At 45.8% G+C, this 23575-nt stretch carries 23 protein-coding genes and 2 tRNA genes; 10 read left to right on the forward strand and 15 right to left on the reverse strand.

The features are described from left to right. Positions 1 to 40: 40 nt before the first annotated feature. The 3 genes from mnmH to B9T10_RS04975 are packed head-to-tail and all read right to left on the reverse strand — an operon-like array spanning position 41 to position 2752. A complete protein-coding gene (gene mnmH, locus B9T10_RS04965; protein ID WP_094537997.1) occupies positions 41 to 1150 on the reverse strand; it encodes a tRNA 2-selenouridine(34) synthase MnmH in 1110 nt (369 codons plus the stop codon). Continuing rightward, entirely contained in the window at positions 1151 to 1810 is a 660-nt protein-coding gene (locus B9T10_RS04970; RefSeq protein WP_094537998.1) for a DUF4377 domain-containing protein, read from the reverse strand. It lies immediately after the preceding gene. A gap of 54 nt (positions 1811 to 1864) precedes the next feature. Next, entirely contained in the window at positions 1865 to 2752 is an 888-nt protein-coding gene (locus B9T10_RS04975; protein WP_094537999.1) for an NAD-dependent epimerase/dehydratase family protein, read from the reverse strand. 205 nt (positions 2753 to 2957) lie between these two features. Here B9T10_RS04975 and B9T10_RS04980 point away from each other — a divergent pair. From B9T10_RS04980 to B9T10_RS10185, 3 genes are all read left to right on the forward strand, one after another. Continuing rightward, positions 2958 to 3034, forward strand: a tRNA-Asp gene (locus B9T10_RS04980). Between the two features lie 24 nt (positions 3035 to 3058). Further along, positions 3059 to 3135, forward strand: a tRNA-Asp gene (locus tag B9T10_RS04985). Positions 3136 to 3243: 108 nt separating this feature from the next. Next, positions 3244 to 3396, forward strand: coding sequence for a hypothetical protein (locus B9T10_RS10185; RefSeq protein ID WP_008316420.1), 153 nt, complete (start codon positions 3244 to 3246; stop codon positions 3394 to 3396). Between the two features lie 39 nt (positions 3397 to 3435). Here B9T10_RS10185 and B9T10_RS04990 read toward each other — a convergent pair whose 3' ends face one another. After that, complete coding sequence (locus B9T10_RS04990) at positions 3436 to 4368, reverse strand: HAD-IIA family hydrolase (protein ID WP_094538000.1); 933 nt, start codon at positions 4366 to 4368, stop codon at positions 3436 to 3438. Between the two features lie 132 nt (positions 4369 to 4500). Between B9T10_RS04990 and B9T10_RS04995 the strand changes: the two genes are divergently transcribed. Continuing rightward, the gene (locus B9T10_RS04995) at positions 4501 to 6090 is read left to right on the forward strand and encodes a peptide chain release factor 3 (RefSeq protein WP_008316418.1); all 1590 of its coding nucleotides are present in this window, start codon (positions 4501 to 4503) and stop codon (positions 6088 to 6090) included. 57 nt (positions 6091 to 6147) lie between these two features. Here the strand turns inward: B9T10_RS04995 and B9T10_RS05000 are convergent, their stop codons facing one another. The 6 genes from B9T10_RS05000 to B9T10_RS05025 all read right to left on the reverse strand — a co-directional run bounded on the left by B9T10_RS05000 (position 6148) and on the right by B9T10_RS05025 (position 13917). Continuing rightward, positions 6148 to 6846, reverse strand: coding sequence for a VIT1/CCC1 transporter family protein (locus tag B9T10_RS05000; RefSeq protein WP_094538001.1), 699 nt, complete (start codon positions 6844 to 6846; stop codon positions 6148 to 6150). Between the two features lie 32 nt (positions 6847 to 6878). Continuing rightward, complete coding sequence (locus B9T10_RS05005; protein ID WP_246782153.1) at positions 6879 to 8771, reverse strand: DUF2207 domain-containing protein; 1893 nt, start codon at positions 8769 to 8771, stop codon at positions 6879 to 6881. A 116-nt stretch (positions 8772 to 8887) separates the two neighbouring features. After that, complete coding sequence (locus B9T10_RS05010; RefSeq protein WP_008316415.1) at positions 8888 to 9814, reverse strand: c-type cytochrome; 927 nt, start codon at positions 9812 to 9814, stop codon at positions 8888 to 8890. Between the two features lie 2 nt (positions 9815 to 9816). Then, positions 9817 to 10467 (reverse strand): c-type cytochrome, encoded by a 651-nt coding sequence (locus B9T10_RS05015; RefSeq protein ID WP_008316414.1) that lies wholly within the window; start codon positions 10465 to 10467, stop codon positions 9817 to 9819. Positions 10468 to 10742: 275 nt separating this feature from the next. Next, the gene (locus tag B9T10_RS05020) at positions 10743 to 13238 is read right to left on the reverse strand and encodes an ABC transporter permease (protein WP_094538003.1); all 2496 of its coding nucleotides are present in this window, start codon (positions 13236 to 13238) and stop codon (positions 10743 to 10745) included. Further along, positions 13231 to 13917: an ABC transporter ATP-binding protein gene (locus B9T10_RS05025; RefSeq protein WP_094538004.1), complete on the reverse strand. Its 687-nt coding sequence runs from the start codon at positions 13915 to 13917 to the stop codon at positions 13231 to 13233. Before B9T10_RS05025 ends, B9T10_RS05020 begins: the two co-directional genes overlap by 8 nt. A 56-nt stretch (positions 13918 to 13973) precedes the next feature. Here B9T10_RS05025 and B9T10_RS05030 point away from each other — a divergent pair, with 56 nt between their 5' ends. After that, positions 13974 to 14588 (forward strand): arylesterase, encoded by a 615-nt coding sequence (locus B9T10_RS05030; protein WP_094538005.1) that lies wholly within the window; start codon positions 13974 to 13976, stop codon positions 14586 to 14588. On the opposite strand, the gene B9T10_RS05035 is transcribed toward B9T10_RS05030, so the two are convergent. Next, on the reverse strand, positions 14569 to 16185 hold the full coding sequence (locus B9T10_RS05035) for an NAD(P)-binding protein (protein WP_246782154.1): 1617 nt from the start codon (positions 16183 to 16185) through the stop codon (positions 14569 to 14571). The two genes, B9T10_RS05030 and B9T10_RS05035, sit on opposite strands and share 20 nt — an antisense overlap. Then, positions 16182 to 17699 carry a polyamine aminopropyltransferase gene (locus B9T10_RS05040; RefSeq protein WP_008316405.1) on the reverse strand — a complete coding sequence of 506 codons (1518 nt, stop codon included), beginning with the start codon at positions 17697 to 17699 and terminating at the stop codon, positions 16182 to 16184. Before B9T10_RS05040 ends, B9T10_RS05035 begins: the two co-directional genes overlap by 4 nt. A 98-nt stretch (positions 17700 to 17797) precedes the next feature. Between B9T10_RS05040 and B9T10_RS05045 the strand changes: the two genes are divergently transcribed. From B9T10_RS05045 to speD, 5 genes are read left to right on the forward strand one after another with little or no spacing between them, the layout of a single operon-like run. Further along, positions 17798 to 18196 carry a DUF350 domain-containing protein gene (locus B9T10_RS05045; protein ID WP_063455217.1) on the forward strand — a complete coding sequence of 133 codons (399 nt, stop codon included), beginning with the start codon at positions 17798 to 17800 and terminating at the stop codon, positions 18194 to 18196. Between the two features lie 25 nt (positions 18197 to 18221). After that, positions 18222 to 19226 (forward strand): SPFH domain-containing protein, encoded by a 1005-nt coding sequence (locus B9T10_RS05050; protein ID WP_063455218.1) that lies wholly within the window; start codon positions 18222 to 18224, stop codon positions 19224 to 19226. Between the two features lie 6 nt (positions 19227 to 19232). Next, positions 19233 to 20774 (forward strand): DUF4178 domain-containing protein, encoded by a 1542-nt coding sequence (locus B9T10_RS05055; protein ID WP_094538006.1) that lies wholly within the window; start codon positions 19233 to 19235, stop codon positions 20772 to 20774. A gap of 6 nt (positions 20775 to 20780) precedes the next feature. After that, on the forward strand, positions 20781 to 20918 hold the full coding sequence (locus B9T10_RS10190) for a hypothetical protein (RefSeq protein ID WP_018121677.1): 138 nt from the start codon (positions 20781 to 20783) through the stop codon (positions 20916 to 20918). Continuing rightward, positions 20918 to 21277, forward strand: coding sequence for an adenosylmethionine decarboxylase (speD, locus tag B9T10_RS05060; protein WP_094538007.1), 360 nt, complete (start codon positions 20918 to 20920; stop codon positions 21275 to 21277). The genes B9T10_RS10190 and speD overlap by 1 nt, the downstream gene beginning before the upstream one ends. Here speD and pcnB read toward each other — a convergent pair. The 3 genes from pcnB to rplM all read right to left on the reverse strand — a co-directional run bounded on the left by pcnB (position 21265) and on the right by rplM (position 23405). Next, positions 21265 to 22491: a polynucleotide adenylyltransferase PcnB gene (gene pcnB, locus B9T10_RS05065; RefSeq protein ID WP_008316399.1), complete on the reverse strand. Its 1227-nt coding sequence runs from the start codon at positions 22489 to 22491 to the stop codon at positions 21265 to 21267. The two genes, speD and pcnB, sit on opposite strands and share 13 nt — an antisense overlap. A gap of 75 nt (positions 22492 to 22566) precedes the next feature. Then, positions 22567 to 22959 carry a 30S ribosomal protein S9 gene (rpsI, locus tag B9T10_RS05070; protein ID WP_008316398.1) on the reverse strand — a complete coding sequence of 131 codons (393 nt, stop codon included), beginning with the start codon at positions 22957 to 22959 and terminating at the stop codon, positions 22567 to 22569. Positions 22960 to 22976: 17 nt separating this feature from the next. Continuing rightward, entirely contained in the window at positions 22977 to 23405 is a 429-nt protein-coding gene (gene rplM, locus B9T10_RS05075; RefSeq protein WP_008316395.1) for a 50S ribosomal protein L13, read from the reverse strand. Positions 23406 to 23575: the final 170 nt, after the last annotated feature.

Genomic DNA, 23575 nt, shown 5'->3' on the forward strand with positions numbered 1-23575 from the left:
TAGCGCTCACCACCTGACTTTCCAATTTTGCTCCCACTTTCTAGTTAAGCAATTCATTTTGTGTCAATAAATGGTGGCTGACAAAGTCACGAATCGCCCCATAATTGCCACGAAATAGAACGCGATCTTGCTTTTGTGATAATTGATATTCATACATCGGATCATAATATGTGGTCAATAAGGGTTCAAGCCAATTCAAATGCGCGCTGATGTCGCCCGTATTGCATTGCACCTGTAAGGCATGTGTGAGGGCAGCATCTAGATCACGATATCGATCAAGCCCTAGGCGCTTTTGCACGGCAAATAAACCATGGTGTAAATAAGCCGCATACTGCTGCCAACCCTTTGCCTCACCATATTGCTGCTGATATTGTGCCGACATCTCTGAAAAGTAGAGCTGACTGATGCGCGCTAAACGATGATCAAGCGGTTCATCAATGATCACAACAGGCGCTTGCTTCATGGATTGATGGAAGCATTCTGGCAGATACAATTTACCAATATTGCGGCTTTCATCTTCAATCAGCCACAGCGGCTCTTTCTCTTTAAGCACACAACATGCAGCCAACTCATTTTCAAACAGAGCTTGTGAGGGTTGCGCCGTTAACGTTTTCCCAAAGGCAGAACCATGATGATTCGCCAGTCCTTCTAAATCAATCGATGCTGAAAACTCATGGAGTAAGTCGGTTTTACCAGTGCCTGTATTGCCGCTGATCATGAGCATTGCATGATTAGGGGCATTGTCTAAAACTGATAATAAATAGCGGCGCAGCCCTTTATAACCTAAATGCACGCGGGGAATGTCCACGCCCCTCTCTGAGAGCCAATGTTGCGTGATTTGAGAGCGCATGCCACCGCGGGCACAATAAATCACGGCATTAGGATGCGCATGATAAAAATCTTGCCACGCGGCCATTTTATCGGCTTTATTCGCACCACTGACCAATTGATGCCCAAGCGCAACCGCTGCGGCGCTGCCTTTTTCTTTATAACATGTACCCACTTGTGCTCGTTCATCATCATTCATGATGGGCAAATTGATGGCGGTGGGCAGATGTCCAGTGACATACTCAATCGGTGCACGCACATCCATCATCGGCACACGATTGAGGATCAGAGAATGATAATCCTCAATGTCTTGTGTTTTCATTTATTCAACAACTTCTTGTTCCACGGCCATATCGTACACCCAGCGTTCTTCTTTCGTACCTTTGTTGTACGCTTTTAAACGAAGGCGATACGCAATGCCAGGCTCTGCGGAAAATCCTTCAATCGTCCCTTCATAAGGCTGCCACACAGATTCTTTATTTTCACGGATTTGTAAACACTTGGCATTTGGATCATTTGGGCAAGGCACCTTTTCATTTGAAACATAGATGAAAATGCGCTCATACGCTTCTGCTTTCACATCCTTAAAGCTGCCTTGATCAAGCGTTAAAGGCATATATACGCTGCGGGTCTCCCCTTCAATGGTGCCCACTAAAAAAAGTTGATTGCCTTCACGCACCACTTTAGGCTGATTGTTTAAAAAGCTTTGAATGCGTAAGCTCATCAATTCTAAGGGCTCACTGCATGCCATTAAAGTTGATGCTAAATTACGCTCTGCGATGAACGTATCGTATTGATTGATGTCCATGCCGCCGATGACCGTGTTGCAGCCGCCTGTGATGGCAAAGCTTTTGTTGTCCATATCCACAGTTGCGGTGACTGAATGATCCGTTGAAATGTTATCTAATGTGAGTCCTGCAAAGCTTGGCGCCATCAAAAGTGATGCCATCAATGCTGATACAGCTAAGGTTTTCGTTTTCATAATGATTTCCTTATCGATTCGATCATGACCATTAATAGTAGCAGATAACCAAAATTAGTTGGAGAGATTGGCCACATAATCACGCGCAGGCTGCCAATTGAGCGTGGTTTGTGCATATTGACTATTCACCACATAACTTCCCCATAATTCATCAAAGCTACGCGCGCGCCCTGTCAATTTCATGCTGGCTTTGGCCATGATTTTGGGCAGATAAAAGAGTTGCAAGGGCACTTCAGCAGAAACCGCAATGCCTTTAAAGATCTCCGTGGTGCTTAACGCAAAGCCATCGGCAATGATAAAAGTGTCACTGCCCTTTTCTGGTTGCATTAATACCGCGTTCAGTGCAGATTCAAAATTACACAGCGCCAACATTGTGCGCTGATTGTCCATTTTATCAAACGGCAACGAACGCCCTTCTTTCACCATGGCAATGTAATGCCCAAATTCATTGATGGCATCGATGTGATAAATCAGTGGCAAACGCAAAATCACCAAATCAATGCGATCTTTTGCCGTTTGTTGCAATGCCATTTCAGCGGCAAGCTTTGAGCGCGCATAAGCAGTTGCTGGCGCAAATGGACTGTTCTCTGTAATGTCCATGCCTGCTTCACCATGCACCTTTGTGGTGCTGATGAAAATAAAGCGCCGCACACCTGCTGCCATGGCAGATTCTAATAATTTCACGCTGTGCTCCACATTTGCGGTGTGGTAATCAGCATCTGATGCATTGGCCGTTTCATTTAAACCTGCCAAATGAATCACCGTATCCACATTCTGGGCAATTTCCGCGGTGACATTGGCAAGATCACGCACCAAATGATTCGGATAACTCTCTTGTTGTCGGCTCGTGGTGATCAAATAAGCATCGGTTCTTTGTAAAAAGCGCGCAATGCGGCGCCCTAAAAAACCAGAAGCCCCCGTCAATAAAATGGTTTCATTCATCCATTTCACCTTTTTCATACAAAAAATATAGTTTACGCCTTTTTTATAGAAAATATTGTTTTCAAACTCTTTTTTATCCTAATTCATAGATTTATTGGCAATACCGACACATCAAATTGACTGATTATTGATCTAATCGCAAAAAAGATGTGACAAAGCGTTTTTCTTATGTATAATGCAACTCCTCTGAAGTTGAAGAGATTCCGGAGCGGTAGTTCAGCTGGTTAGAATACCTGCCTGTCACGCAGGGGGTCGCGGGTTCGAGTCCCGTCCGCTCCGCCATTATCTTCACACTTCTGATCTCACGGAGCGGTAGTTCAGCTGGTTAGAATACCTGCCTGTCACGCAGGGGGTCGCGGGTTCGAGTCCCGTCCGCTCCGCCATTTTTTGGCTCACTCAGTCAATATCTAAATTTCCAAATCCCATTGTATTTACCATCTGAAGATTGCTACACTCTCACTGTGTTTAATCGATCTATTTGGAATCCATCAATGTATAAAAAATTCATGATTCTCATCGCTGCCCTTGCTTGCCTGACCGCGTGTACTTCTCCTTATAGCGAAGCTGAGCGTTTAGAGCAATGTGTATTGCATGGCAATACCAATAACAACTGTGAAATCTCAACGTTAGACGATGATGAATAAAACAAAAGCTGGTGAAAACCAGCTTTTTTTGTGGGTCATTTATTTGTGATGCGCGCGACTCACCACAAAGTCTGGTGTAATACCGGAAGCTTCAATATATGGATAAGGATCCTGCCCCCTTAAAAAGCCATAATCGGCCATCAATGCCGTTTTCATGCCGCAAGTGTTGCCCCCTAAAATATCCGTATGCAAGGTATCGCCCACCATCAAAATACGATCAAGGGCGACATCTCCCACCACTTCACGAATTCGCTCATAGCTCAATGAATAGCAAAGCTGAAAGGGTTTGCCAAAAAACTGCACATCCACACCATCAATTGCTTTAAAGTCTAACGCATATTGCCCGGGTTCCACCGTAAAGCCTGTGGCTAAAGGTGCGCACACATCGGGATTACCAATCAAAATGGGGCGCGGACGTTTCTTTAAATGCTCAACAAGCCACGCTTGTTTCTCAGGGCTCCATTCCATCGTACCTAAAAAGAGAATGCCATCGACTTTATCAATGTTCTCTTCTGTTAAATACACCGTTCTTGCATCAATGGTCGAAGCATCATAATGAGGCGAACCCACCACGCCCCACAATTGATCAAGGGCTGTTAATGGGTGCGCAGCAATCGCATGCTCTGCCGCCATGCGCGATGAAATCACTTGCGCCAATGGAATCGGATAACCCCATTTAGGATAACGCGCCGCATTAATGGCCACAGGAAATGTTGCGCCATTCGTTAACACAAACGCCTGTTTGCCGCTTGCCATTAAGGCATTGATCACCTCTGGCATGCCATCGATGGGATTAGGTCCCACATTCAATACGCCAAAGCCATCGAGCAACATGACATCAAATTCATCTGCAATCTCTAAAAGCGAGGCAATCGGACGCGCAGCTTTCACAGGCTGAGGCATTTCGGGAAAGAGGACATCCGGGCGATAATGGTTTAAATAAATCGCCCAGTTACGATCAAAGTCTGACATGGCACATCCTTTTTAGTTTAATGGATCGGTGCGCTCAGTTTACTATAAATCCATATTTTTATTTGCCATCAATGGCGACAAATCATGTAAAATGGTTGGTTTATCGAATTTTTAATTAGGCAACAGACATTTATGGCAGGAATGATTCAAGAGATGCAACGCAGACGCACGTTTGCGATTATTGCTCACCCTGACGCAGGTAAAACCACAATGACCGAAAAGCTCCTTCTCTTTGGGGGTGCGATCAGCTTAGCCGGTACGGTCAAAGGTCGTAAAGCGGCGCGTCACGCAACGTCAGACTGGATGGAACTCGAAAAACAACGCGGGATTTCCATCACTTCATCTGTGATGCAGTTTCCGTATAAAGACAAAATGATCAACTTGCTCGATACACCGGGGCATGAAGACTTCTCTGAAGATACGTATCGCACACTCACAGCGGTGGATTCTGCCTTAATGGTGATCGACTGTGCAAAAGGTGTTGAAGAGCGAACCATTAAACTCATGGAAGTTTGCCGCCTGCGCGATACGCCCATCATGACTTTCATCAACAAATTAGATCGCGAAGGTAAAGACCCGATTGATCTATTAGATGAAGTGGAAGATGTGTTAAAAATCCAATGCGCGCCCATCACGTGGCCAATTGGCATGGGCAAAGAGCTCAAAGGCGTGTACCACTTAATTGATGATTATGTGGCGCTCTATGAAGTGCATAAAGATGGTAAAAAACATGACAGCCGCATCATTCAAGGTTTAGACAATCCTGAGCTCGACGAAGTATTGGGCGAGAAAGCCAATGAGTTCCGTGAAGAATTAGAGTTGGTGCGCGGGGCAAGTAACGAATTTAATTTAGAGGATTACTTAGCCGGTCAATTAACACCTGTCTACTTTGGCTCTGCCGTCACCAACTTTGGTGTGCAAGAGATGCTCGATGGCTTTGTGAAAATCGCCCCGCCGCCAAAAGGTCATGCCACCACAACCCGCATTGTGGAACCTTCAGAAGAGAAATTCACAGGCTTTGTGTTTAAAATCCAAGCGAACATGGACCCGAAACACCGTGACCGCATTGCATTTATGCGCATTTGCTCCGGTAAATATTCACCGGGCATGTCCGCTCGCCACGCACGCATCAACAAAAACATCAAAATTCCAGATGCTTTAACCTTCATGGCCTCAGAACGTGAACACTTAACAGAAGCTTATGCTGGCGACATCATTGGTATTCATAACCATGGCACCATCCGCATTGGCGACACCTTTACAGAAGGCGAGGATCTAGTGTTCACAGGGATTCCGGACTTTGCCCCTGAATTGTTCCGCCGTGCGCGCCTACGTGATCCGCTTAAAATGAAGCAGCTCCAAAAAGGCTTAGAAGAGCTCTGTGAAGAAGGGGCAACCCAGCTCTTTAAACCGCTCAACAGCAATGATTTGATCATTGGCGCGGTGGGTATTTTGCAATTTGACGTCGTCATGCATCGCCTAAAAACCGACTACAATGTTGACTGCATCTTTGAAGCGGTGAATGTTTCCACCGCTCGCTGGGTCTCTTGTAAAGATGGCAAAACCTTTGAGAACTTCATCAATAAATGCTATGACAACTTAGCCATTGACCATTCTGGGGAATATGTTTACATCGCGCCAACGCGTGTGAACTTAACGCTTGCTCAAGAGCGCCATCCGGACATTAAATTCACGGCGACCCGTGAACATGGCGTCAACTAAGTCACACATGAAAAATCCCTCACATTGAGGGATTTTTTTGCATCATCCAATACTTGATTAAATGTGCGCAAACTGCCCTAAGCCATAAGTGACCAACATCGTCAGCATGCCCACCACCACATTGCGAATCAATGCTTTTAAACGTGGTGCGCCGCCTAACGCAGCACTCACATAACCTGTTAAGGCAAGCGCGACAGAGACCACGGCAAAGGTTCCCACAATCTTAATGTGCACAGGCAACAGAAAAATAAAAATGAGCGGAATCACCGCACCTAAAGTGAAAGAAAACATCGAGGAAATTGCTGCATTCCACGGGCTCACATAATCCCCAAGCGTGATGTTAGATGCCGTTTTTAACTTAACCCCCAAAGGATTCACCTTCATCAATTCCGCGGCGACTTGTGTTGCCAATGCATGACTTAAACCTTTATCCTCATAATATTGCACAAGTTCCGCCGATTCCCCTTTAAAATCATTCGCTAAACGAAGGCGCTCTTTAGCCTCCTCCGCTTGCTCCACGTCTTTTTGTGTGCTCACAGATGCATATTCACCACCCGCCATGGATAAAGACCCTGCCAATAATCCTGCAATGCCTGCCACCAAAATGGTCATAATGTTATTCGTTGCACTCGCCACGCCAATCACGAGCCCCGCCGTTGAGATGATGCCATCATTCGCACCGAGCACGCCTGCGCGTAAAATATTGAGGCGATTCTCAATCGCCCCTTGATGTTTTTGATCCGCCTTCTTTTTCATAGAACCCTTATCTTTTCTCATTGTATTCACCATTAACGACCGCTGCCGCCACCGCCGCCTGAACCACCACCGGCTGATCCACCGCCGCCCGAGCCAGAAGCCCCACCACCACTATTATTTGAACCGCCAAAACCCTTGTCATTATCAACATTGCGAGCAGGTGCATGATATAAATTGGCTTGATTCGCTGCGGCAAAAAAAGCACCACTGCCCACCACATCACTATCTGCATAATTTTGTGGATAAGCTGTTTGATACAGGTTCAACCAATCATTGTCCACACCCAATAAAATGGCATGCGGCAAATAGTGCTCAAACAGATCGGGCGTTAAATTAAAACCTGTGGGATTGCGCTCTGCTAAAAAGCGTTGAAATCCTTTCACTGCGCGGGCGGCCTCCGCATATTGTGGGCGCAATACATAACGGCGCTCATAAATGGATAACAGCATCATCATGATGAGCACAACCGGAATCAACACACACAGATACATCAAAATAAACTCAGCATCCGTTAAAGGCTTAGGCAGCCAATCTTCTTGCGTTGCATAGAGCGGCAAACCGCCAAAAATCGCCCCAAAGCCACATAAAATCCATGAGGCTTGTTCATCGTCATCCTTTTGATCACGCATTAAAAAATCCATGATCACAGGACGAATCAATTTAACCGCCGCAATCGCCATGAAGATCAAACTCATGAAGATTTCTAATTGCAAATATAAGGTTGCCAATGCCATCACGCCTGCAATGATGGCAAGCCCAAAGCCCACATAAAACTTCATTTTTGGCGTATAAAAATAGTCAAACCCATGAATCAAATGACCGCGTAAACTCTGAATGGCACCACGCAAACCTTTGGCATCTTGATCGTGCCAATCATGGAGCAACTGCTGCTCTGCTGATTCTAAACGCCCATGAATGTTCGACTCAGGTAAACGCTCAATGTTGCCATAGCCATCCATGGTTAACGCACCTTTTTGATGCAAATCCACAAGCAATGCCAACGCGGCACGATCTAAGGGCGGATCAATGGGATCATTGCCTAAATAAAACATCTCTTCTAACGTCAGGCCATCGGGCGGTGCATAACGCATGTTGTCATCTTGCTGTCCATGCCACATTTTTAACAGTAAACGACCACCCACAAACCAAGCACTCATGAGCACCAATAAAATCAAAAACACCACATTCACAGGCTGCATAAAATTCGGCAGATAATGGAGGGCACGCGCCATGATTAAATCTGTCCAATCGGGCTCCACACCATGAATGATGCCTGCGGTAAAGCCTGTGGCAATCGTCAATCCTTCATGCGGTTTTAAAGGCACGGGCACAGAAAAATTGATTTCATGCGGCGAGATCACCTCAACATCCGCGGCATTTTGGCTACCAAGTCCGCCATAATACGCTGCCGATTGAATTTCAGACACTGACCGCGGCAAATACAAAGTGGCACTCGCATGCGTGATGGGCAGCGTCCATTGCTGACCGATGACATTTAAATACAGTTCATCATAATCTTTGAGGCTACGCACATGATGATCACTGCGCCACTCAATCACAAAGGTGTGCTTGCCCTTTGGCAAATAATGGCTAGGGTCATCGATGGCTGCACCTGTTAAAATTCTGAGCCCACCATCATAATGTTCAAGGGTATAAGGTTCAGAGCGACCATCACGCAATACATGGCGCACTTTGACAGGCGTTTCAACGGGTTTTTGCAACAGCTGAAAGCCTGTAGGGATGTCCCGTACGATGCCGCGGCGCACCTCTTCATGATCCGTTTCAATCGTAATGGTCTCTTTGACATCAATGTTGCCTTTATTCGTCAAATGCACAGTGACATGATAATTCTCAATGTGATCGCCATACGCCACAGCGAGCAAACATACGATCATCCATGCACTTTGAAAAATCTTTCTAATCACTCATCAACCTTTTCTAACACCCATCGTGAGCAATGATTATACAGTGCTCATCTCAAAGGTAAAAAAATACCCCGATGATTTGCATCATCAGGGCATGATATCCATCGATCAGCGACTTATTCAGTCCCTTGACCTAAGATTTTACCATTCACTTCAACACCATAAAGATTCACACCATCATTGGCATGATATTTCTCTTTGGTTTTCTCAACAGAACCCTCCACTAAACGCGGATCTTGTGGGCGCTCATGGCTATTCATGAAAGCTGCAACATCCCAAGCTTCTTGATCGGTCAATGTGTTGCCTTTACCCAATGGCATGTTCGCTTTAATGAAAGTAGCTGCAGTGTTGATGCGGTGCATCCCTGCGCCCCAGTTAAAGGAATCTTTGCCCCAAAGTGGTGGGAACACGTAGTTATCCCCAACTTTTTGACCCATACCATCGGCACCGTGACAGAATGAACAGTTTTCTGCATACACTTTTGCACCATTTTCGATGCTGTAGCCACCTTCTGGTTTTGGCACATCAGGATACGCGCGACCAGGTAATGATTTACCTGTCGGTGCACCTGTGGCTAACCAGTAAGAATAAGTGATGAGCGCTGTCATTGCATCGCTGTCTGCCGCAGGTGGTTGACCATCCATACTGAATTGGAAACAACCTTGAATGCGTTCTGCAAATGTATTCACTTTGTTATTTTTGCTGCGGTATGCAGGATACATGGGATATGCCCCCCACATTGGCGCTGCATTCGCTAAACGACCTTGATCCATGTGACAGTTCACACAGTTCATGCCATTGCCCACATATTCAGGCAATTGATTTTTCGTATCCACGAAAATTGCATGCCCTTTTCTCACCATATCGCCAAATGCGTTGTCTGGGAGATCTTTTTCTGAAGGCGGCTTGTGATATTCTTCACCATGCGCAATCGCTGGCGCTTGTTTTAACTGGGATTGATCTTCCATTTTAATGGGATTATCCGCAAGTGCCACAGGAGAGATGAATGCTGCCGCTAAAGATGCTACTAATAGCTTTTTCATAATTATTTCTCCACTTGTTGATCGTTAATGGTGGCAAAATACTCTGCCACTGCCTTCATTTCATCTTCTGTCAATGCGCGTGCAATGTGACCCATTAAATCATCTTGGTCATTGTGGCGCGTGCCATTTTGCCAAGCTTTTAATTGGTTCACGATGTACACAGAGCTTTGATCTGCTAAACGTGGGAAAGATTCACCAACGCCCACGCCGCTTGGACCATGACAAGCCACACATTCAGGAACATTGCGGCTCCAATCTCCACGAAGTGCCAACCAGCTGCCTTCATCAGTTGGCGTGGCTGCACGTGTAATCATCGGCACTTCTTTCACATCGAAAGATTCCATGTATTCTGTCACCGAATCGATTTCATCATCGCTCAAAGCGCGTGCAATCGGATCCATGATGGGATGGCTGCGTGTGCCATCCTGAAAATCACGCAACTGTTTTGCTAAATATTCAGCGGACATCCCTGTGACATTAGGATAACCTGCTGCTGGCAAGCCTAAACCTTGCGCACCATGACACGTTGTACATGCCAAGGCTTGAGGTTTTTCACCGCCTTTTGTATAAACCGCTTCACCTTCATCCGCATGACCGATGAAAGGCAATAGCCCTAAAAGAGACAAAGCCCCGAACTTCTTAATCTGTCTCATATGCCCTCCTCACTACCACTGTATAAAACTCAAGTGGTTAAGGATATCAAGTCTATATGGCAAAGAAAACCGAGCCACAGGCGACTTCATACCTCTACGGTATGTTTTTGCATGCTAAATGTGCACATAAAATGATCTTGGGCAAACTTTTATAAAAATATCAACGAATGACAAAAGATCACAATCCATCGCTTAGGATCACTTATTTTGTCATTCGCCATGGCCAAAAAATTGACGCAATCAAATATTATGTATATTCGTCAAGTTTTTAGCATTTAACCCCGTAAAATGGTTAAAGGTGAGGCTTGTGTGACTGACCGGGCACTCAACATTCCCATTGCAGTGATCAGCATAGCACCCATTAACGGCAATAGCCACAATCGAATGTGCGGTTGCCAGGATAAATCGAGCAAATAGTGATAGAGCAAATAACTGATGAGCTCGCTCCCTAATACTGCCAATAAACCCGACAATCCGCCCATCAATGCAAACTCGATGCCTTGACTTTTCAATAATACGCGCCGATTCGCCCCAAGCACTCGCAATATTGCCCCTTGTTTTAGACGCTCTGCCAACGTGGTTTGTAACCCTGCAAGGAGCACCACAATGCCGGCTGCAAGCACCAAAACTAAAATGTATTCGATCGCCAATGTCACTTGCTGCAAAATGTCATTAAGTTGCGTGATCAAAGCTTGTAAATCGAGCAGCGTCACCGTAGGAAAATCTTTCATCAACTCGATCAATGCGCGTGTCTGTGCTTCTGGCCAATAAAAGCTGGTTAAATAGGTCACCGGTGCATCCTTCATAGAATCAGGCGCAAAGATCACAAAAAAGTTGGGTTCAATGGTTTGCCAATCAATCGAGCGCAAACTCGTCACGGTATAATCCTTCGCTTGCCCTGCAATCACAAAAGTCAACGTATCATTGAGCGCAACGCCTAAACCTTTAGCCAAATCTGCATCTAACGACACGCCATGATCTTCAGAAGCGGCTTGCCACCATTGCCCTGCCACCACTTCATTGCCTTTGGGCAAATGCTCGCTCCATGTGAGGTTTAGATCGCGATCAATCGCATTTTTTGCCCGATCACTGACCAACTCAAGCGCCTTCACACTCTGCCCATTGACAGCCGTCAAGCGCCCCATCACCACAGGATAAAATGGTGAAACATTACTGGCCTCTTTATGTAACGCGTTGACAAAATCCTCTTTTTGCATCGGGGAGATGTTCAATGCAAAATGGTTCGCGGCATCTTTTGGCAATTGTTCTCGCCAATCTTGCAGCAACTCACTTCTGAGCATCAACACCAATGCCATCGTCATCAAAATGATGCCAAACGCCACCATTTGCCCCATTGAGCGCATCGGATGACGCAATGTTTCGCCAAGCGCCATCCGCCAGATAAATGATGCCGACTGTAAGCTTTTTCTCAGTAAACGCACCACGCCGTACAACATAAAACCGAGCACCAACACCATCAATAAAGCGCCGCCTAATAAAGAGAGCGTCAAGGTTAGATTCAAGCTCAATTGCCACATGATGAGAAAGAGCGCAGCAATCGCTACACCATACACCACAAAATTTTTAAAGGGCACGGGCGCTGCATCTTCACGCAAAACGCGTAAGGGCGGCGTTCGCCCAAGTGCTGCAATCGGTGGCAACGCAAAGCCAAGGAGCACAATAAAACCTGTGCTCATGCCCGCAAAGGCAGGTAAAAGACCACCTGCGGGTAAATCACCTTTAATCACATTCGACAGTAACGCCAATAAGCCCAATTGCACGCCATAACCAAGCGCAGCGCCCACAATGGCGCCAATGACACCCAAATAAATGAGCATCACACCATAGAGGCCAATGACGGCATTTTTTGGCATGCCAAGTGCGCGCAATAAGGCGCTGTCATCATAACGGCGCGCCGCAAACTGATTCGCTGCCAAAGCAATGGCAACGCTCGACAACAAAATGCCCACCAAACTTGCCAAATTCAGGTACGTTTGTGCCCGCGACAATGCACCGTTGATCTGCTCATTACCATCTTTAGGTGTCAAGATGGTTTGATGCGGCTCAAGGGTTGGCAATAATGCCTGCTGAAGGCGCTCGATGGCCGCAGAATCACCTGCCCACAGATCACGATGCGTCACGCGGCTACCGGGCTGTACCGCACCTGTTGCGGCCAAATCCTCAATATTCATCAAACCAAATGGATTCAAACTGTAAAAGCCACCAGCACGATCAGGTGTATCCACTAAAATGTTGCTGATCCGTAGGGGCAACTGACCAATCTCGATCATTTGCCCAAGCGTCAAATTGAGCGCATAGAGTAAACGATTTTCCACCCAAATTTCCCCGCGGGCAGGTCCTTGATCAATGGCAACAGGCGTTGAAGACTCCGGCAACTCAATCATCAATGTGCCGCGAAGTGGATAATGTGAATCCGCAGCCTTAATGCTCACGAGCTGCATGTCATCATCATTGAACACCACCGTTGAAAAATTCACCGTGTGCGCATGGGTTAAACCTTCTGTATTCATGGCAACTTGTGCAGCATTTAAGGGCATTGAGCCACGCACCACAAGGTCGGCGGCTAAAAATTCCCCAGCACGCGCATTCATTGAGCCTTGTAAGCGCATCCCAAAGTAACCAATCGCCGTACTGATGGTGACAGTCAGCATCAATGCGATCCATAAAATGCGCAGTTCACCTGCCTTAAATTCACGCCACAATTGACGCCAAGCTAAGCGACACAATTCGCTCAAACCCATTTTATGCATGATCAAATTCCTCGTGGACTAAGCGCCCAGCTTCGATCTGTATCCGATGTTCGCATCGCTCAGCTAAGCGCGCTTCATGAGTCACTAAAATCAAGGTGGTGCCAAGGGAATCATTCAGGGCAAACAGCAACTCAATGATGGATGCCCCTGTTTTGGTGTCTAAATTGCCGGTGGGTTCATCGGCAAATAATATGGCGGGCTCAGCGGCAAAGGCTCTGGCAATCGCCACGCGCTGCTGTTCACCGCCGGAAAGCTGCTTAGGATAATGGTTGAGCCGCGCTTTAAGCCCCACACGCTCTAATAACTGTGTTGCCTTTGTCCGTGCATCTTTTTGCCCTTTTAATTCTAAAGGCAGCATCACATTTTCAAGCGCTGTCAGCGAATCTAATAACTGAAAAGATTGAAACACAAAGCCCACATGCTGCGCACGAAGGGCGGCGCGCTCATCTTCATTGAGGGTTTGCAGCTCAAAACCGGCGAGCGTAATTGATCCTGTGCTGACTGTGTCTAAACCTGCCAATAATCCAAGCAATGTGGATTTACCAGAGCCTGAGCTCCCCACGATCGCCAAGCTCTCGCCTTGCTGCACACGAAACGTAATGTTTTGTAAAATGGTGAGGGGCTCTGTGGCTTGTACGGTTTTGCTCACGTCTACTACATCTAAAATGATGGGTGTCATATGGTGTCCATGATCATGTTATATTGCCCCATCATAACATTTAGACGGAGATTATCATGCAATCTATCCTAAGACTCTGTTTCATTCTTTTATTGTTCATTCCTGTTCAGGCCCGCACTCTATTGATTGTTGGCGACAGCATCAGTGCCGCTTTTGGCATGCAGCCAGAAGAAGGTTATGTGGCGCAGTTACACAATCGTTTGACCGAAGAAGGTTACGATTATACCGTGATCAATGCTTCGATTTCAGGGGATACCACCAGCAATGGTCTCTCGCGCTTGCCCCATTTACTGAGCACTCATCAACCAGACATCACCGTGATTGAACTTGGCGGCAATGATGGTTTACGCGCAACACCGCCTAAGCAAATTGCCGAGAATCTCACACAAATGGTGCGCATGGCCAAAGATGCTGGCAGCGATGTGGTGCTTGTGGGCATTCAGTTGCCGCCCAATTATGGGCAAGCGTATCTCAAGCGCTTTTTAGCCATTTATCCTGACATTGCCGCGGCGGAAAATATTGCCCTGCTCCCTTCGATTGTGGCAGAGGCTGGCGGCAATCCTGAGCTGATGCAAAATGATGGCATCCATCCGAATGCCAAAGCGCAACCGTTATTGATGCAAGCCTTGTACGAGGTGCTTCTGCCGATTCTTAAGAAGGATGCGCCATAATTTTCTGTGCCGCCACAACGCCCCACCAACAGGCTTCTTCAAAAATGGAGTAACCCGATAAATCACTGTGGGCAAAGAGCAAACGCGAATCATGGGCACGTAAATTTAATAAGCCTTGATTGTGCAAAAATCCCGGTCGTGGGCTTGCCATGGCATGCCCGCGCACAGTGAGATCAATGTGTTCAATGCGATGGCTGAACTCTTTGCCATACAATTCTGATAAATCCTCTGCTGCCAATGCAATCAACTCATCTTCAGGCGCATTGATGAGCCATTTGCGCATCACATCCGGCGTTGCTTCCGATAAAATGCGATAACTTGTGAACACGGTTTTTTCTGGCATCGCCACATAAATGTGCTGATGCGTGCTGTTCACATAACCGAGTGTTGGGCCTTGATAAACCACATTGTCCCACGCTAAGCGCTCAGACGTATGCTCTTTAGGAAAGCCATTTAATACAAAATTGCCAATGATCCATGGTGCATAAATGGGCAAATGTTTTGCAGCATCAAAGCCATACGCTGCCATATTTTTAACAATGCGAGAGGCCATATACAAAGGCGCGGCACAAATCACATGACGAGCTTTGATGCGATAACGCTGCCCATCTTGCACATAATCCACCGTGACACAATCATCCTGTTCTTCAATCGCAACAGCGCTCCCTGCCATGGCATAGCAGTATTCATCAGGAAGCTCTGTAGGCAATTGAGGCACCGTCGCAATGTCAATCCATGCTCGCATTTTATCCACCAATGTGCCCAATCCACCATCCCAAGTGAGCAATTGATTGTGATCTTCACTGTGCGTGCGCGCTGCAAAATATTGTAAACCTGCCCATGCAGAGACATCCTCAATGCCCTGCCCATAATCATCTAAACAGCAATAATTGAGATACCACAATAAACTCTCTGAACGGTAATTTTGCATCTCAAGCCACGTGGCAAACGTGATTTGATCGAGCATCGTAAAAGCTTCATCATTTGAAGCGAGCGCCACAGGAATCACAAAAGCACGCTTGCCATCGTTGCCATAACTATTTTTAAGGACTTGAATGTACTCAAAAAAGCGGCGACCCTCTTCATCTAACGTTGGCAATAATTCAGGCTGCCATTTGTGATCCCGCCATAAGCGCTCAGCCGGTGCATGCACCGTTGCCATTTCATCATATTGCCCATCTTTGAGTAAGCCTAAATCCTTCAATAAAGCTTTAACATGGATGGATTCTGTGGTGGGCTCTGCTAAATAATGGGCGCCGGTGGGAAATGTCATCCCTTCATATTGCCCGCTTGCGCTGTTGCCACTGGTTTCTGGGCCATTGAGGATCACGAAATTGCGCTGCCCTTTTTTTAATTGCCATGCTGCAGAAATCGCCGCAACACCACTGCCCACAATCAATGTGTCTAACATCATGGGCAATTCAATGGCATTACTATCCATGGCATCACGCACCGCATGCCCTACTGCTAGGCCAGCATATTGCACATGGACGGTGGGCGCTTTTGGCATCACGTTCAAATAAGTGTAACCCCCAATGCCAATGGCAGAGGCTAAACCAACGCCATTGACCATAAATTCTCGGCGGCTCCACTTCATTGGCTGATCGCCTTGCGCCAATCTTCCTCAAAATATTTCACGAGGATTTGTGTATTGAGGTGATTCGGCTCAACATTCGTGCGCAGCGGCATATCCTTTGGGAAATTGAACATTTGCGCGGTGGTGATCTCATCTAAATAGCGCGTAGGGATTTGAAAGGACGTGGGCACATGAAACGCATCCTCACGGCTCGCTAAAATATAACCCCATTCCCCAAACGATGGCACATAAGCATGATATGGCAATGTGTATAAATTCGCCGCTTTCAACGTGGCATTGATGCTGCCATAGGCATTCGGTGCAAAATATGGCGAGGTGGATTGCACCACCATCATGCCTTTTGGGGACAAATGCTGCGCCACTAAACGATACATGGGCACGGAATAGAGTTTGCCTAAAGAAAAATTAGAGGGATCTGGGAGATCAATGATGATCACATCAAATAATTCTGTGGATTGCTCGAGCCACTTTGCCGCATCTTGATTGATGATCGTCACATTTGGATGATTGAGCGCGTTGTCATTTAAGCGGGTTAATTCCGCAGACGTTCGAAAGAGCTCCGTCATCTTTGGGTCTAAATCCACCAACGTAATGCGCTCAACCTTTGGGTATTTTAAAACATCGCGCGTGGCCAACCCATCGCCGCCACCTAAAATGAGAATGTTTTTAGCCTCTGGCACATTTTCCATCACTGGCAATACAAGCGCCTCATGATAACGGGCTTCATCGAGTGAAGAAAACTGCAAATTGCCATTAATAAAAAGGCGCACATCATCTTTATATTTTGTGAGCACAAGGCGCTGATAAGGTGAGTTGTACTGATAAACAATTGGGTCACCAAAATAGTGTTGCTCAGCCTTTTCTGTCCAATCATTGGCAAAGAAAAATGCCGTCAATAAAATCAGCAAAACACCATGGCCACGCCATTTGAGGCTTTTATAATTGGGCAATTCTGCCCTAAACACACGGCTGGTTAAAATGGCCACAAGCACATTTAGAATACCAAAGAGCAAAGCACTTCTTGCCATGCCAAGCTTTGGCGCTAGCACTAAAGGAAATAGGAGCGACACCGCAAGCGCTCCAAGATAATCAAAGGTTAAAACTTTACTGACAAGCTCCTTAAAATCCGTTTTGTATTGATTCATCACACGCATCACTAAAGGAATTTCCATCCCGACAATGATGCCAATGACCAACACAAACGAATAGACAATCACTCTAAAGGGCGATGAGGATAAGCCAAACAAAATAAAGAGCAGCAATGCACACACACCGCCAATGAGCCCCACCAATAATTCAATCTCAATGAAGCGATGCAACGCATCTTCATCCTTAATGTAACGGGTTAAATGGGCGCCAATGCCCATCGCAAAGAGATAGCCGCCAATGATGGTGGAAAACTGCAAAATAGAATCGCCCAGTAAATAACTGGCGAGCGCGGCAATGATGAGTTCATAGGCAAGCCCACAACTGGCCACCACAAAAACAGAAATGATCAGGGTACGATTAAACATTATGATTTTTAAGATGATCGTGAAAGAGCCTGTGATCTTAGCATGAAATGGTGTAACATTCTGCCATTACTATACCAAATCTGATGAAGGGTTCTTTTATGAATGAACTGGTTACTCAATACGTTTTATATTTACAATACATTGGCATTGCCATCGTCATGACCGTCGTTTTTGGCTTCATTTATCTCAAACTGACGCCCTTAAAAGAGATCAAGCTCATCAAAGAGGGCAACATTGCGTGTGCCATCTCCTTTGGCGGTGCGCTCATTGGATTTTGTTTAACCATCACCTCAAGCATGAGCACCACTTTAACCTTAGTGGGCTTTTTGATTTGGTCATTGCTCGCCACCATCATTCAGTTATTGGTCTATTTTGTGGCCACGCGCATCGTGAAAAATGCCAGCATCAAATTGGCGAACAATAACATTGCTGTGGGGATTTTATTTGGCGCATTTTCCATCTCAATTGGCTTAATCAATGCGGCGGCATTGAGTTAATTCACCGATCATTTAAGGAGTTTACATGGGCTTAGGACGTTTTATTAGAAAGCAATTCATCGATGTCATTCAGTGGCCAGAGCCGGATCCTGCCCTATTGATGTGGCAATTTCCAGTGGATGATCAAGAGATTCAAAATGGCGCTTCCCTCATTGTGCGTGAGTCGCAAGTGGCGCTCTTTGTCAATGAAGGCAGATTGGCCGATGCATTTCCTGCGGGCTCTTATCAGCTCACCACCAATAACTTGCCAATTTTGACGAATCTACAAAATTGGAGTCGCTTTTTTGAATCGCCCTTTAAGTCAGATGTTTACTTTTTCAATACCAAGCAACAAATGGCGCGCGGTTGGGGTACAGCACAACCGATCACCATTCGTGACAATGAATTTGGTTTAGTCTCCATCCGAAGCTTTGGCACTTATAGTTATCGCATTGTGGATGTGAAAAAATTCTTCACAGAGATTGCAGGCATCACCGATGCTTTTTATGCCCATCAACTCGATGATCAATTGCGCAATGTGTGTGTCACTACGCTCTCTTCGATCCTTGGCAATAAAAATATCCCCTTCATTGACATGGCGGCGAATCTCTCTGCCCTCTCAAAACTCATTGAAGAAGCGCTACAAGCACACTTTGCTGCCCTTGGCCTACAATTGGAAGGCTTTTTGATTGAAAGCATCACATTGCCACCTGCCCTACAAAAAACATTGGATGAACGCATTTCCATGGGCATCATTGGCGATCTTTCTAAATATACGCAATATCAAATGGCTTCAAGCATTCCATTGGCCGCGCAAAATGAAGGCGGCGCCGCTGGCGTTGGCATGAGCATGGGCGCTGGGCTTTCCATGGGACAAATGATGGCAGAAGCCATGAGCGCACCGAAAAGTGCACCACAAACAAACGCCGCACCTAGCAATCCTCACACCGCTAAGCTCAGCCAGCTCAATGAATTGTTGCAGCAAGGCTTAATCACCGCTGAAGATTATGAAAAAGCCAAAGCGGAAGTGTTAAAACAACTGATCGGATAATCATTCATGGCCATTGTCTTCTCTGCTGCATGCCCAAGTTGTGGCGGGCAAGTTTCCATTCACTCAAAAACCGCAGTGATGGCAGCCTGCCCTTATTGCCAATCGAACTTGATCCTAGGGGATCAAGGCTTAACGTTATCAGGCGTGCATTCGGCGATTTTAGAAGACTTCAGCGCCATTCAGATTGGCGCGCGCGGCACCATAAAAAATCAATCCTTTACCGTCATTGGCCGCTTACAAGTGCAATATCAAGGCGGCACATGGAATGAATGGTACGTTCAATTAAGCGATGGCAGAACCGGCTGGCTCTCGGACAGCAATGGCCATTATGTTTACTTAGAATCTGTTGAGATTCCGAGCAATCATCGTTTGCCAGATTTTGAGGATGTCTCTGTGGGCGCCGCGATACGCGTCACGCAAGCTTCTGACATTTTTTATGCGTGTGACATTCGCACCGCTCACATCCTCAAAAGTGCTGTGCAAGGCGAATTGCCCTTCATTCCTAAACAAAATGAAGTGATTCGCGTGGTTGATGCACGCACCACACATCAATTTTTAACCCTTGATTACAAAACTGATCACATTGAGCTTTTTATGGGGCATGCGGTGGATTTCACCAAACTCAATTGGCAGAATCTTCGCACTGAGCGAGAGATGCAAGAGAGCAGCGGCAAAATCAAAGGTTCCACCGAAGAGAGTAAATGCCCAAATTGTGGTGGCACTGTACAATGGCTCAATGGCGTGGCTGAACACATCAACTGTCGTTATTGTGGCTCTGAGCTGACGATTGATGACAACATCGCCAAAATCATCAAAGCCCACAACATCCGCAATCTACAAGCCAAACGGATGGCGCTGCAAATTGGACAAACCGCGAACATCAATGGGCAAACATGGACCGTGATCGGTATGATGAACCAAACAGAACTCGATGGCGATGCCACAGAGCTCTATGTGCAAAATAAAATGAAAAAGGAGTTCATTCCCTTCACACATGATGAATGGCATGAATACCTGCTCTTCTCCTTCCCGGATCAATTCATGTGGTTGGTGCAAAGCTCGGATGATGATTGGGCGATGGCCAAAACAGAAAATACATGGCCAAAACTCAACACACGCCTGCAACCCTTAACACCATCAGGTCGCACGCTAGATAAACTCTACACTTATGGCGGCGCGGTACAATATGCGGTGGGTGCGTTTTATTATCAAGTGAGCCCACAAGACACCACTTTTTATGCCGATTATGGCACAGAGCACAATAAACTTTCACTAGAGATGACGCCCGATGAAATGAGTTTTAGCAGCGCACGCAAACTATCGAATGCCACATTAGAGAGCTGGTTTAAAGCCTCCGGCGGCGTACAAAAGCTAAAATTACCGAAAAATACCGGCACTCACAGCAATCGAGAGAATATTCGCAATACGTTATTGGCAATCTTTGGGGTGCTCAACCTCCCCATATTTTTCAGCAGCCCTTTTCAATTTTTCATCTCGATCTTCATTGTGATGATTTTACTCAATGCCATTGACCGAGATGAGGATTAATTCATTATGAAAACTTTATATTTTTGGTATGGCGTGATCATCATCATTGTGGCCACCTTGATTAACTATGGCACCGTCAGCAGTAGCCGCAGCTACTCCTCTGGCGGATTTAGCACCTATTCCACCGGCAGCTGGCACAAATAATGAGCACTCATTCTCCCCATGGGCAGCATGCCATTTTAGATTTATATGGCGTCATCGCTGATGATTTAATGGATGCCGTGATGATTGAGGCTGCCTTCCTCAATGCGGCGCAAATCCTCAATGCCACTGTTTTACAGTGCCACATGCACACATTTGGTGAAGGCATGGGCATCACTGGCGTACTATTGCTGGCAGAATCTCACATGAGCATTCACACATGGCCAGAAGCCGGTTATTGCGCCATTGATATTTTTATGTGTGGGCGCATTCAACTCAATGATGCCATTGAGGCATTGCTTCATGCCTTTGCCCCAACGCATCATCAATTGCATATTTTACAACGCGGTCATTCTGGCTGATGACTGTCCCATGCTTTTTGCCAAAAGTCGGCATGATCCACAATGTCCGATGACTCAAAAGCATCTTTACGCAGCAATAGAAAATCAAAGGCCGCTTTAAAACGAGGATGATGCAAAATTTTATTCACGCCGCCACGATTTTTACGAGCTTTAACATGAGTTAAGCGGAATTGGAACTTCCATAAATCCGTCATTTGTGCACTGATGCGCTTAGGAATCATGGTGAATTCCTGCTGCTTACGAATGATCTTATCGGCAGCAATCGTACTCGCTTCATTCGGCGCAATGTCATCGGCGAGCAACACATGATATTCATCTAAAAACGGTTCCCACAATAATGCAGAATAGAGAAAATATGTGGAAGCGCCAAAGCCATCATTGATGCGATTGTCCGAGTTGTGTAACGCCGCGATCAATAGATGATCCTCAGGGTTGCCAAGCTCGATCAATGCACGCTCCGTTTGCGGGAAAATCTGGCTGAATAAATGATAATGGCGCAAACGTAAATAGACTTGATGCCCATAACCGTTGAGCATGAGTTTGACCACTTCATCAAACATGCGCGCCGCAGAGACCGTTTGCAATAAATAACCCATGTCATTGATGGCATTGATGAGGGTCTCTGGCATGGTAAAACCGAGCTTGACCTCAAAGCGCACTGCACGCAACATGCGCACCGGATCTTCACGAAAACGCTTAGCAGGATCGCCAATTAAATTTAATTGACCCTGCAATAAATCTTCATAACCATTGGTAAAATCAATCACCTCATTACGAATGGGATCATAGTAGAGTGCATTGATGGTAAAGTCGCGACGCACTGCATCATCTTCGATGGTGCCATAGACATTGTCACGGATCAAAAAGCCATCATCGCCCACTTTGCGATCTTTGTGTTCTTCGTCATCATCTGAATTGGCACGAAAAGTGGCCACTTCAATGATGTCGCGCCCAAATAAAATGTGCGCTAAACGAAATCGTCTGCCCACAAGGCGACAATTTCTAAATAATCTTTTGATTTGTTCTGGGTGTGCATTGGTGGCAATATCAAAATCTTTGGGAGATTTTTTCAATAAAATATCGCGCACAGCACCGCCGACGATGTAGGCTTCATAACCTGCATCCACTAAAGTTTGGACGACCGAAAGGGCTTGCTTTGAAATGAAGCGTCTTGTCAATCCATGTTCTTGCGCTGTATATATTTTTTTATTCACACTGAAGACTAATAATAAGAAAGCCTTTCTGCAATAGAAAGGCTTGTAAATTGTACAACTTTGGTAATAAAACGATTAACGTTTTGAGAACTGAGTTGCGCGACGTGCTTTGCGTAAGCCAACTTTTTTACGTTCAACTTCACGCGCATCACGAGTTACATAACCTGCTTTACGCAATGCAGAACGGTTCACTTCATCATACTCAATCAATGCACGAGTTAAACCGTGACGGATTGCGCCAGATTGACCTGTTTGACCGCCACCGACAACAGTAACGTAAACGTCAAACTGTTCAGTTGCATCTAACAATTCAAGCGGCTGACGTACAACCATGCAAGCTGTTTTACGGCCGAAATATTCGTCTAATGGCTTGCCATTGACAACGATATTGCCTGTGCCTTTACGTAAGAAAACGCGAGCTGCTGAGGTCTTTCTACGACCTGTACCATAATTTTGGTTCACTGCCATGATTTATCTTCCTTAAATTAAATGTCTAAAACTTTAGGTTGCTGTGCAGCATGAGTATGTTCAGGACCAACAAAGATCTTGAGTTTACGGAACATATCTCTACCTAAAACGTTTTTCGGCAACATCCCTTTAACAGCGAATTCTAAAACGCGCTCAGGGTTATTTTCTAACATTTTTTCCAAAGAAGTTTGTTTTAAATGTCCGACATAACCTGTGTGCTTGTAATAAATTTTTTGTTTCATTTTATTACCAGTCACACGTACTTTTTCAGCATTCACAACAACAATATAATCACCTGTATCAACGTGAGGTGTATATTCTGCTTTATGTTTGCCACGTAAACGCTTAGCAATTTCAGCTGCTAAACGACCAAGTGTTTTACCTTCTGCATCGATCACATACCATTCACGAACAACGTCAGCAGGTTTTGCACTAAATGTTTTCATTGAAAACTCCAAATAAAAATTAATCTCTAACTAAAAGTTATCTTCTAATATCTTTAGGATGAAAGAACCGAAGTTCTCATCCCGTTCACCCCAAAGCCTTTCTGAAAGACAACCACCGTTAGGGGTCGCTGGTAAACGATCGCAACATTTTACTGTAATTGAGGGATTTT

The sequence above is a fragment of the Wohlfahrtiimonas chitiniclastica genome (genome assembly GCF_002252325.1).
GTDB classification, from domain to species: domain Bacteria; phylum Pseudomonadota; class Gammaproteobacteria; order Cardiobacteriales; family Wohlfahrtiimonadaceae; genus Wohlfahrtiimonas; species Wohlfahrtiimonas chitiniclastica.

Bases quoted from the DNA above. Each gene is read 5' to 3' on its own strand.
- B9T10_RS05015 (WP_008316414.1), bottom strand. From the start codon at position 10,467: ATGAGACAGATTAAGAAGTTCGGGGCTTTGTCTCTTTTAGGGCTATTG.
- B9T10_RS04990 (WP_094538000.1), bottom strand. From the start codon at position 4,368: ATGTCAGACTTTGATCGTAACTGGGCGATTTATTTAAACCATTATCGC.
- B9T10_RS04975 (WP_094537999.1), bottom strand. From the start codon at position 2,752: ATGAATGAAACCATTTTATTGACGGGGGCTTCTGGTTTTTTAGGGCGC.
- B9T10_RS05020 (WP_094538003.1), bottom strand. From the start codon at position 13,238: ATGCATAAAATGGGTTTGAGCGAATTGTGTCGCTTAGCTTGGCGTCAA.
- B9T10_RS04995 (WP_008316418.1), top strand. From the start codon at position 4,501: ATGGCAGGAATGATTCAAGAGATGCAACGCAGACGCACGTTTGCGATT.
- B9T10_RS05050 (WP_063455218.1), top strand. From the start codon at position 18,222: ATGGGCTTAGGACGTTTTATTAGAAAGCAATTCATCGATGTCATTCAG.
- B9T10_RS05035 (WP_246782154.1), bottom strand. From the start codon at position 16,185: ATGAAGTGGAGCCGCCGAGAATTTATGGTCAATGGCGTTGGTTTAGCC.
- speD (WP_094538007.1), top strand. From the start codon at position 20,918: ATGAGCACTCATTCTCCCCATGGGCAGCATGCCATTTTAGATTTATAT.
- B9T10_RS05055 (WP_094538006.1), top strand. From the start codon at position 19,233: ATGGCCATTGTCTTCTCTGCTGCATGCCCAAGTTGTGGCGGGCAAGTT.
- B9T10_RS10185 (WP_008316420.1), top strand. From the start codon at position 3,244: ATGTATAAAAAATTCATGATTCTCATCGCTGCCCTTGCTTGCCTGACC.
- B9T10_RS05030 (WP_094538005.1), top strand. From the start codon at position 13,974: ATGCAATCTATCCTAAGACTCTGTTTCATTCTTTTATTGTTCATTCCT.
- B9T10_RS05045 (WP_063455217.1), top strand. From the start codon at position 17,798: ATGAATGAACTGGTTACTCAATACGTTTTATATTTACAATACATTGGC.
- B9T10_RS04970 (WP_094537998.1), bottom strand. From the start codon at position 1,810: ATGAAAACGAAAACCTTAGCTGTATCAGCATTGATGGCATCACTTTTG.
- mnmH (WP_094537997.1), bottom strand. From the start codon at position 1,150: ATGAAAACACAAGACATTGAGGATTATCATTCTCTGATCCTCAATCGT.
- B9T10_RS05040 (WP_008316405.1), bottom strand. From the start codon at position 17,699: ATGTTTAATCGTACCCTGATCATTTCTGTTTTTGTGGTGGCCAGTTGT.
- B9T10_RS05025 (WP_094538004.1), bottom strand. From the start codon at position 13,917: ATGACACCCATCATTTTAGATGTAGTAGACGTGAGCAAAACCGTACAA.
- rplM (WP_008316395.1), bottom strand. From the start codon at position 23,405: ATGAAAACATTTAGTGCAAAACCTGCTGACGTTGTTCGTGAATGGTAT.
- B9T10_RS10190 (WP_018121677.1), top strand. From the start codon at position 20,781: ATGAAAACTTTATATTTTTGGTATGGCGTGATCATCATCATTGTGGCC.
- B9T10_RS05000 (WP_094538001.1), bottom strand. From the start codon at position 6,846: ATGAAAAAGAAGGCGGATCAAAAACATCAAGGGGCGATTGAGAATCGC.
- B9T10_RS05010 (WP_008316415.1), bottom strand. From the start codon at position 9,814: ATGAAAAAGCTATTAGTAGCATCTTTAGCGGCAGCATTCATCTCTCCT.
- rpsI (WP_008316398.1), bottom strand. From the start codon at position 22,959: ATGGCAGTGAACCAAAATTATGGTACAGGTCGTAGAAAGACCTCAGCA.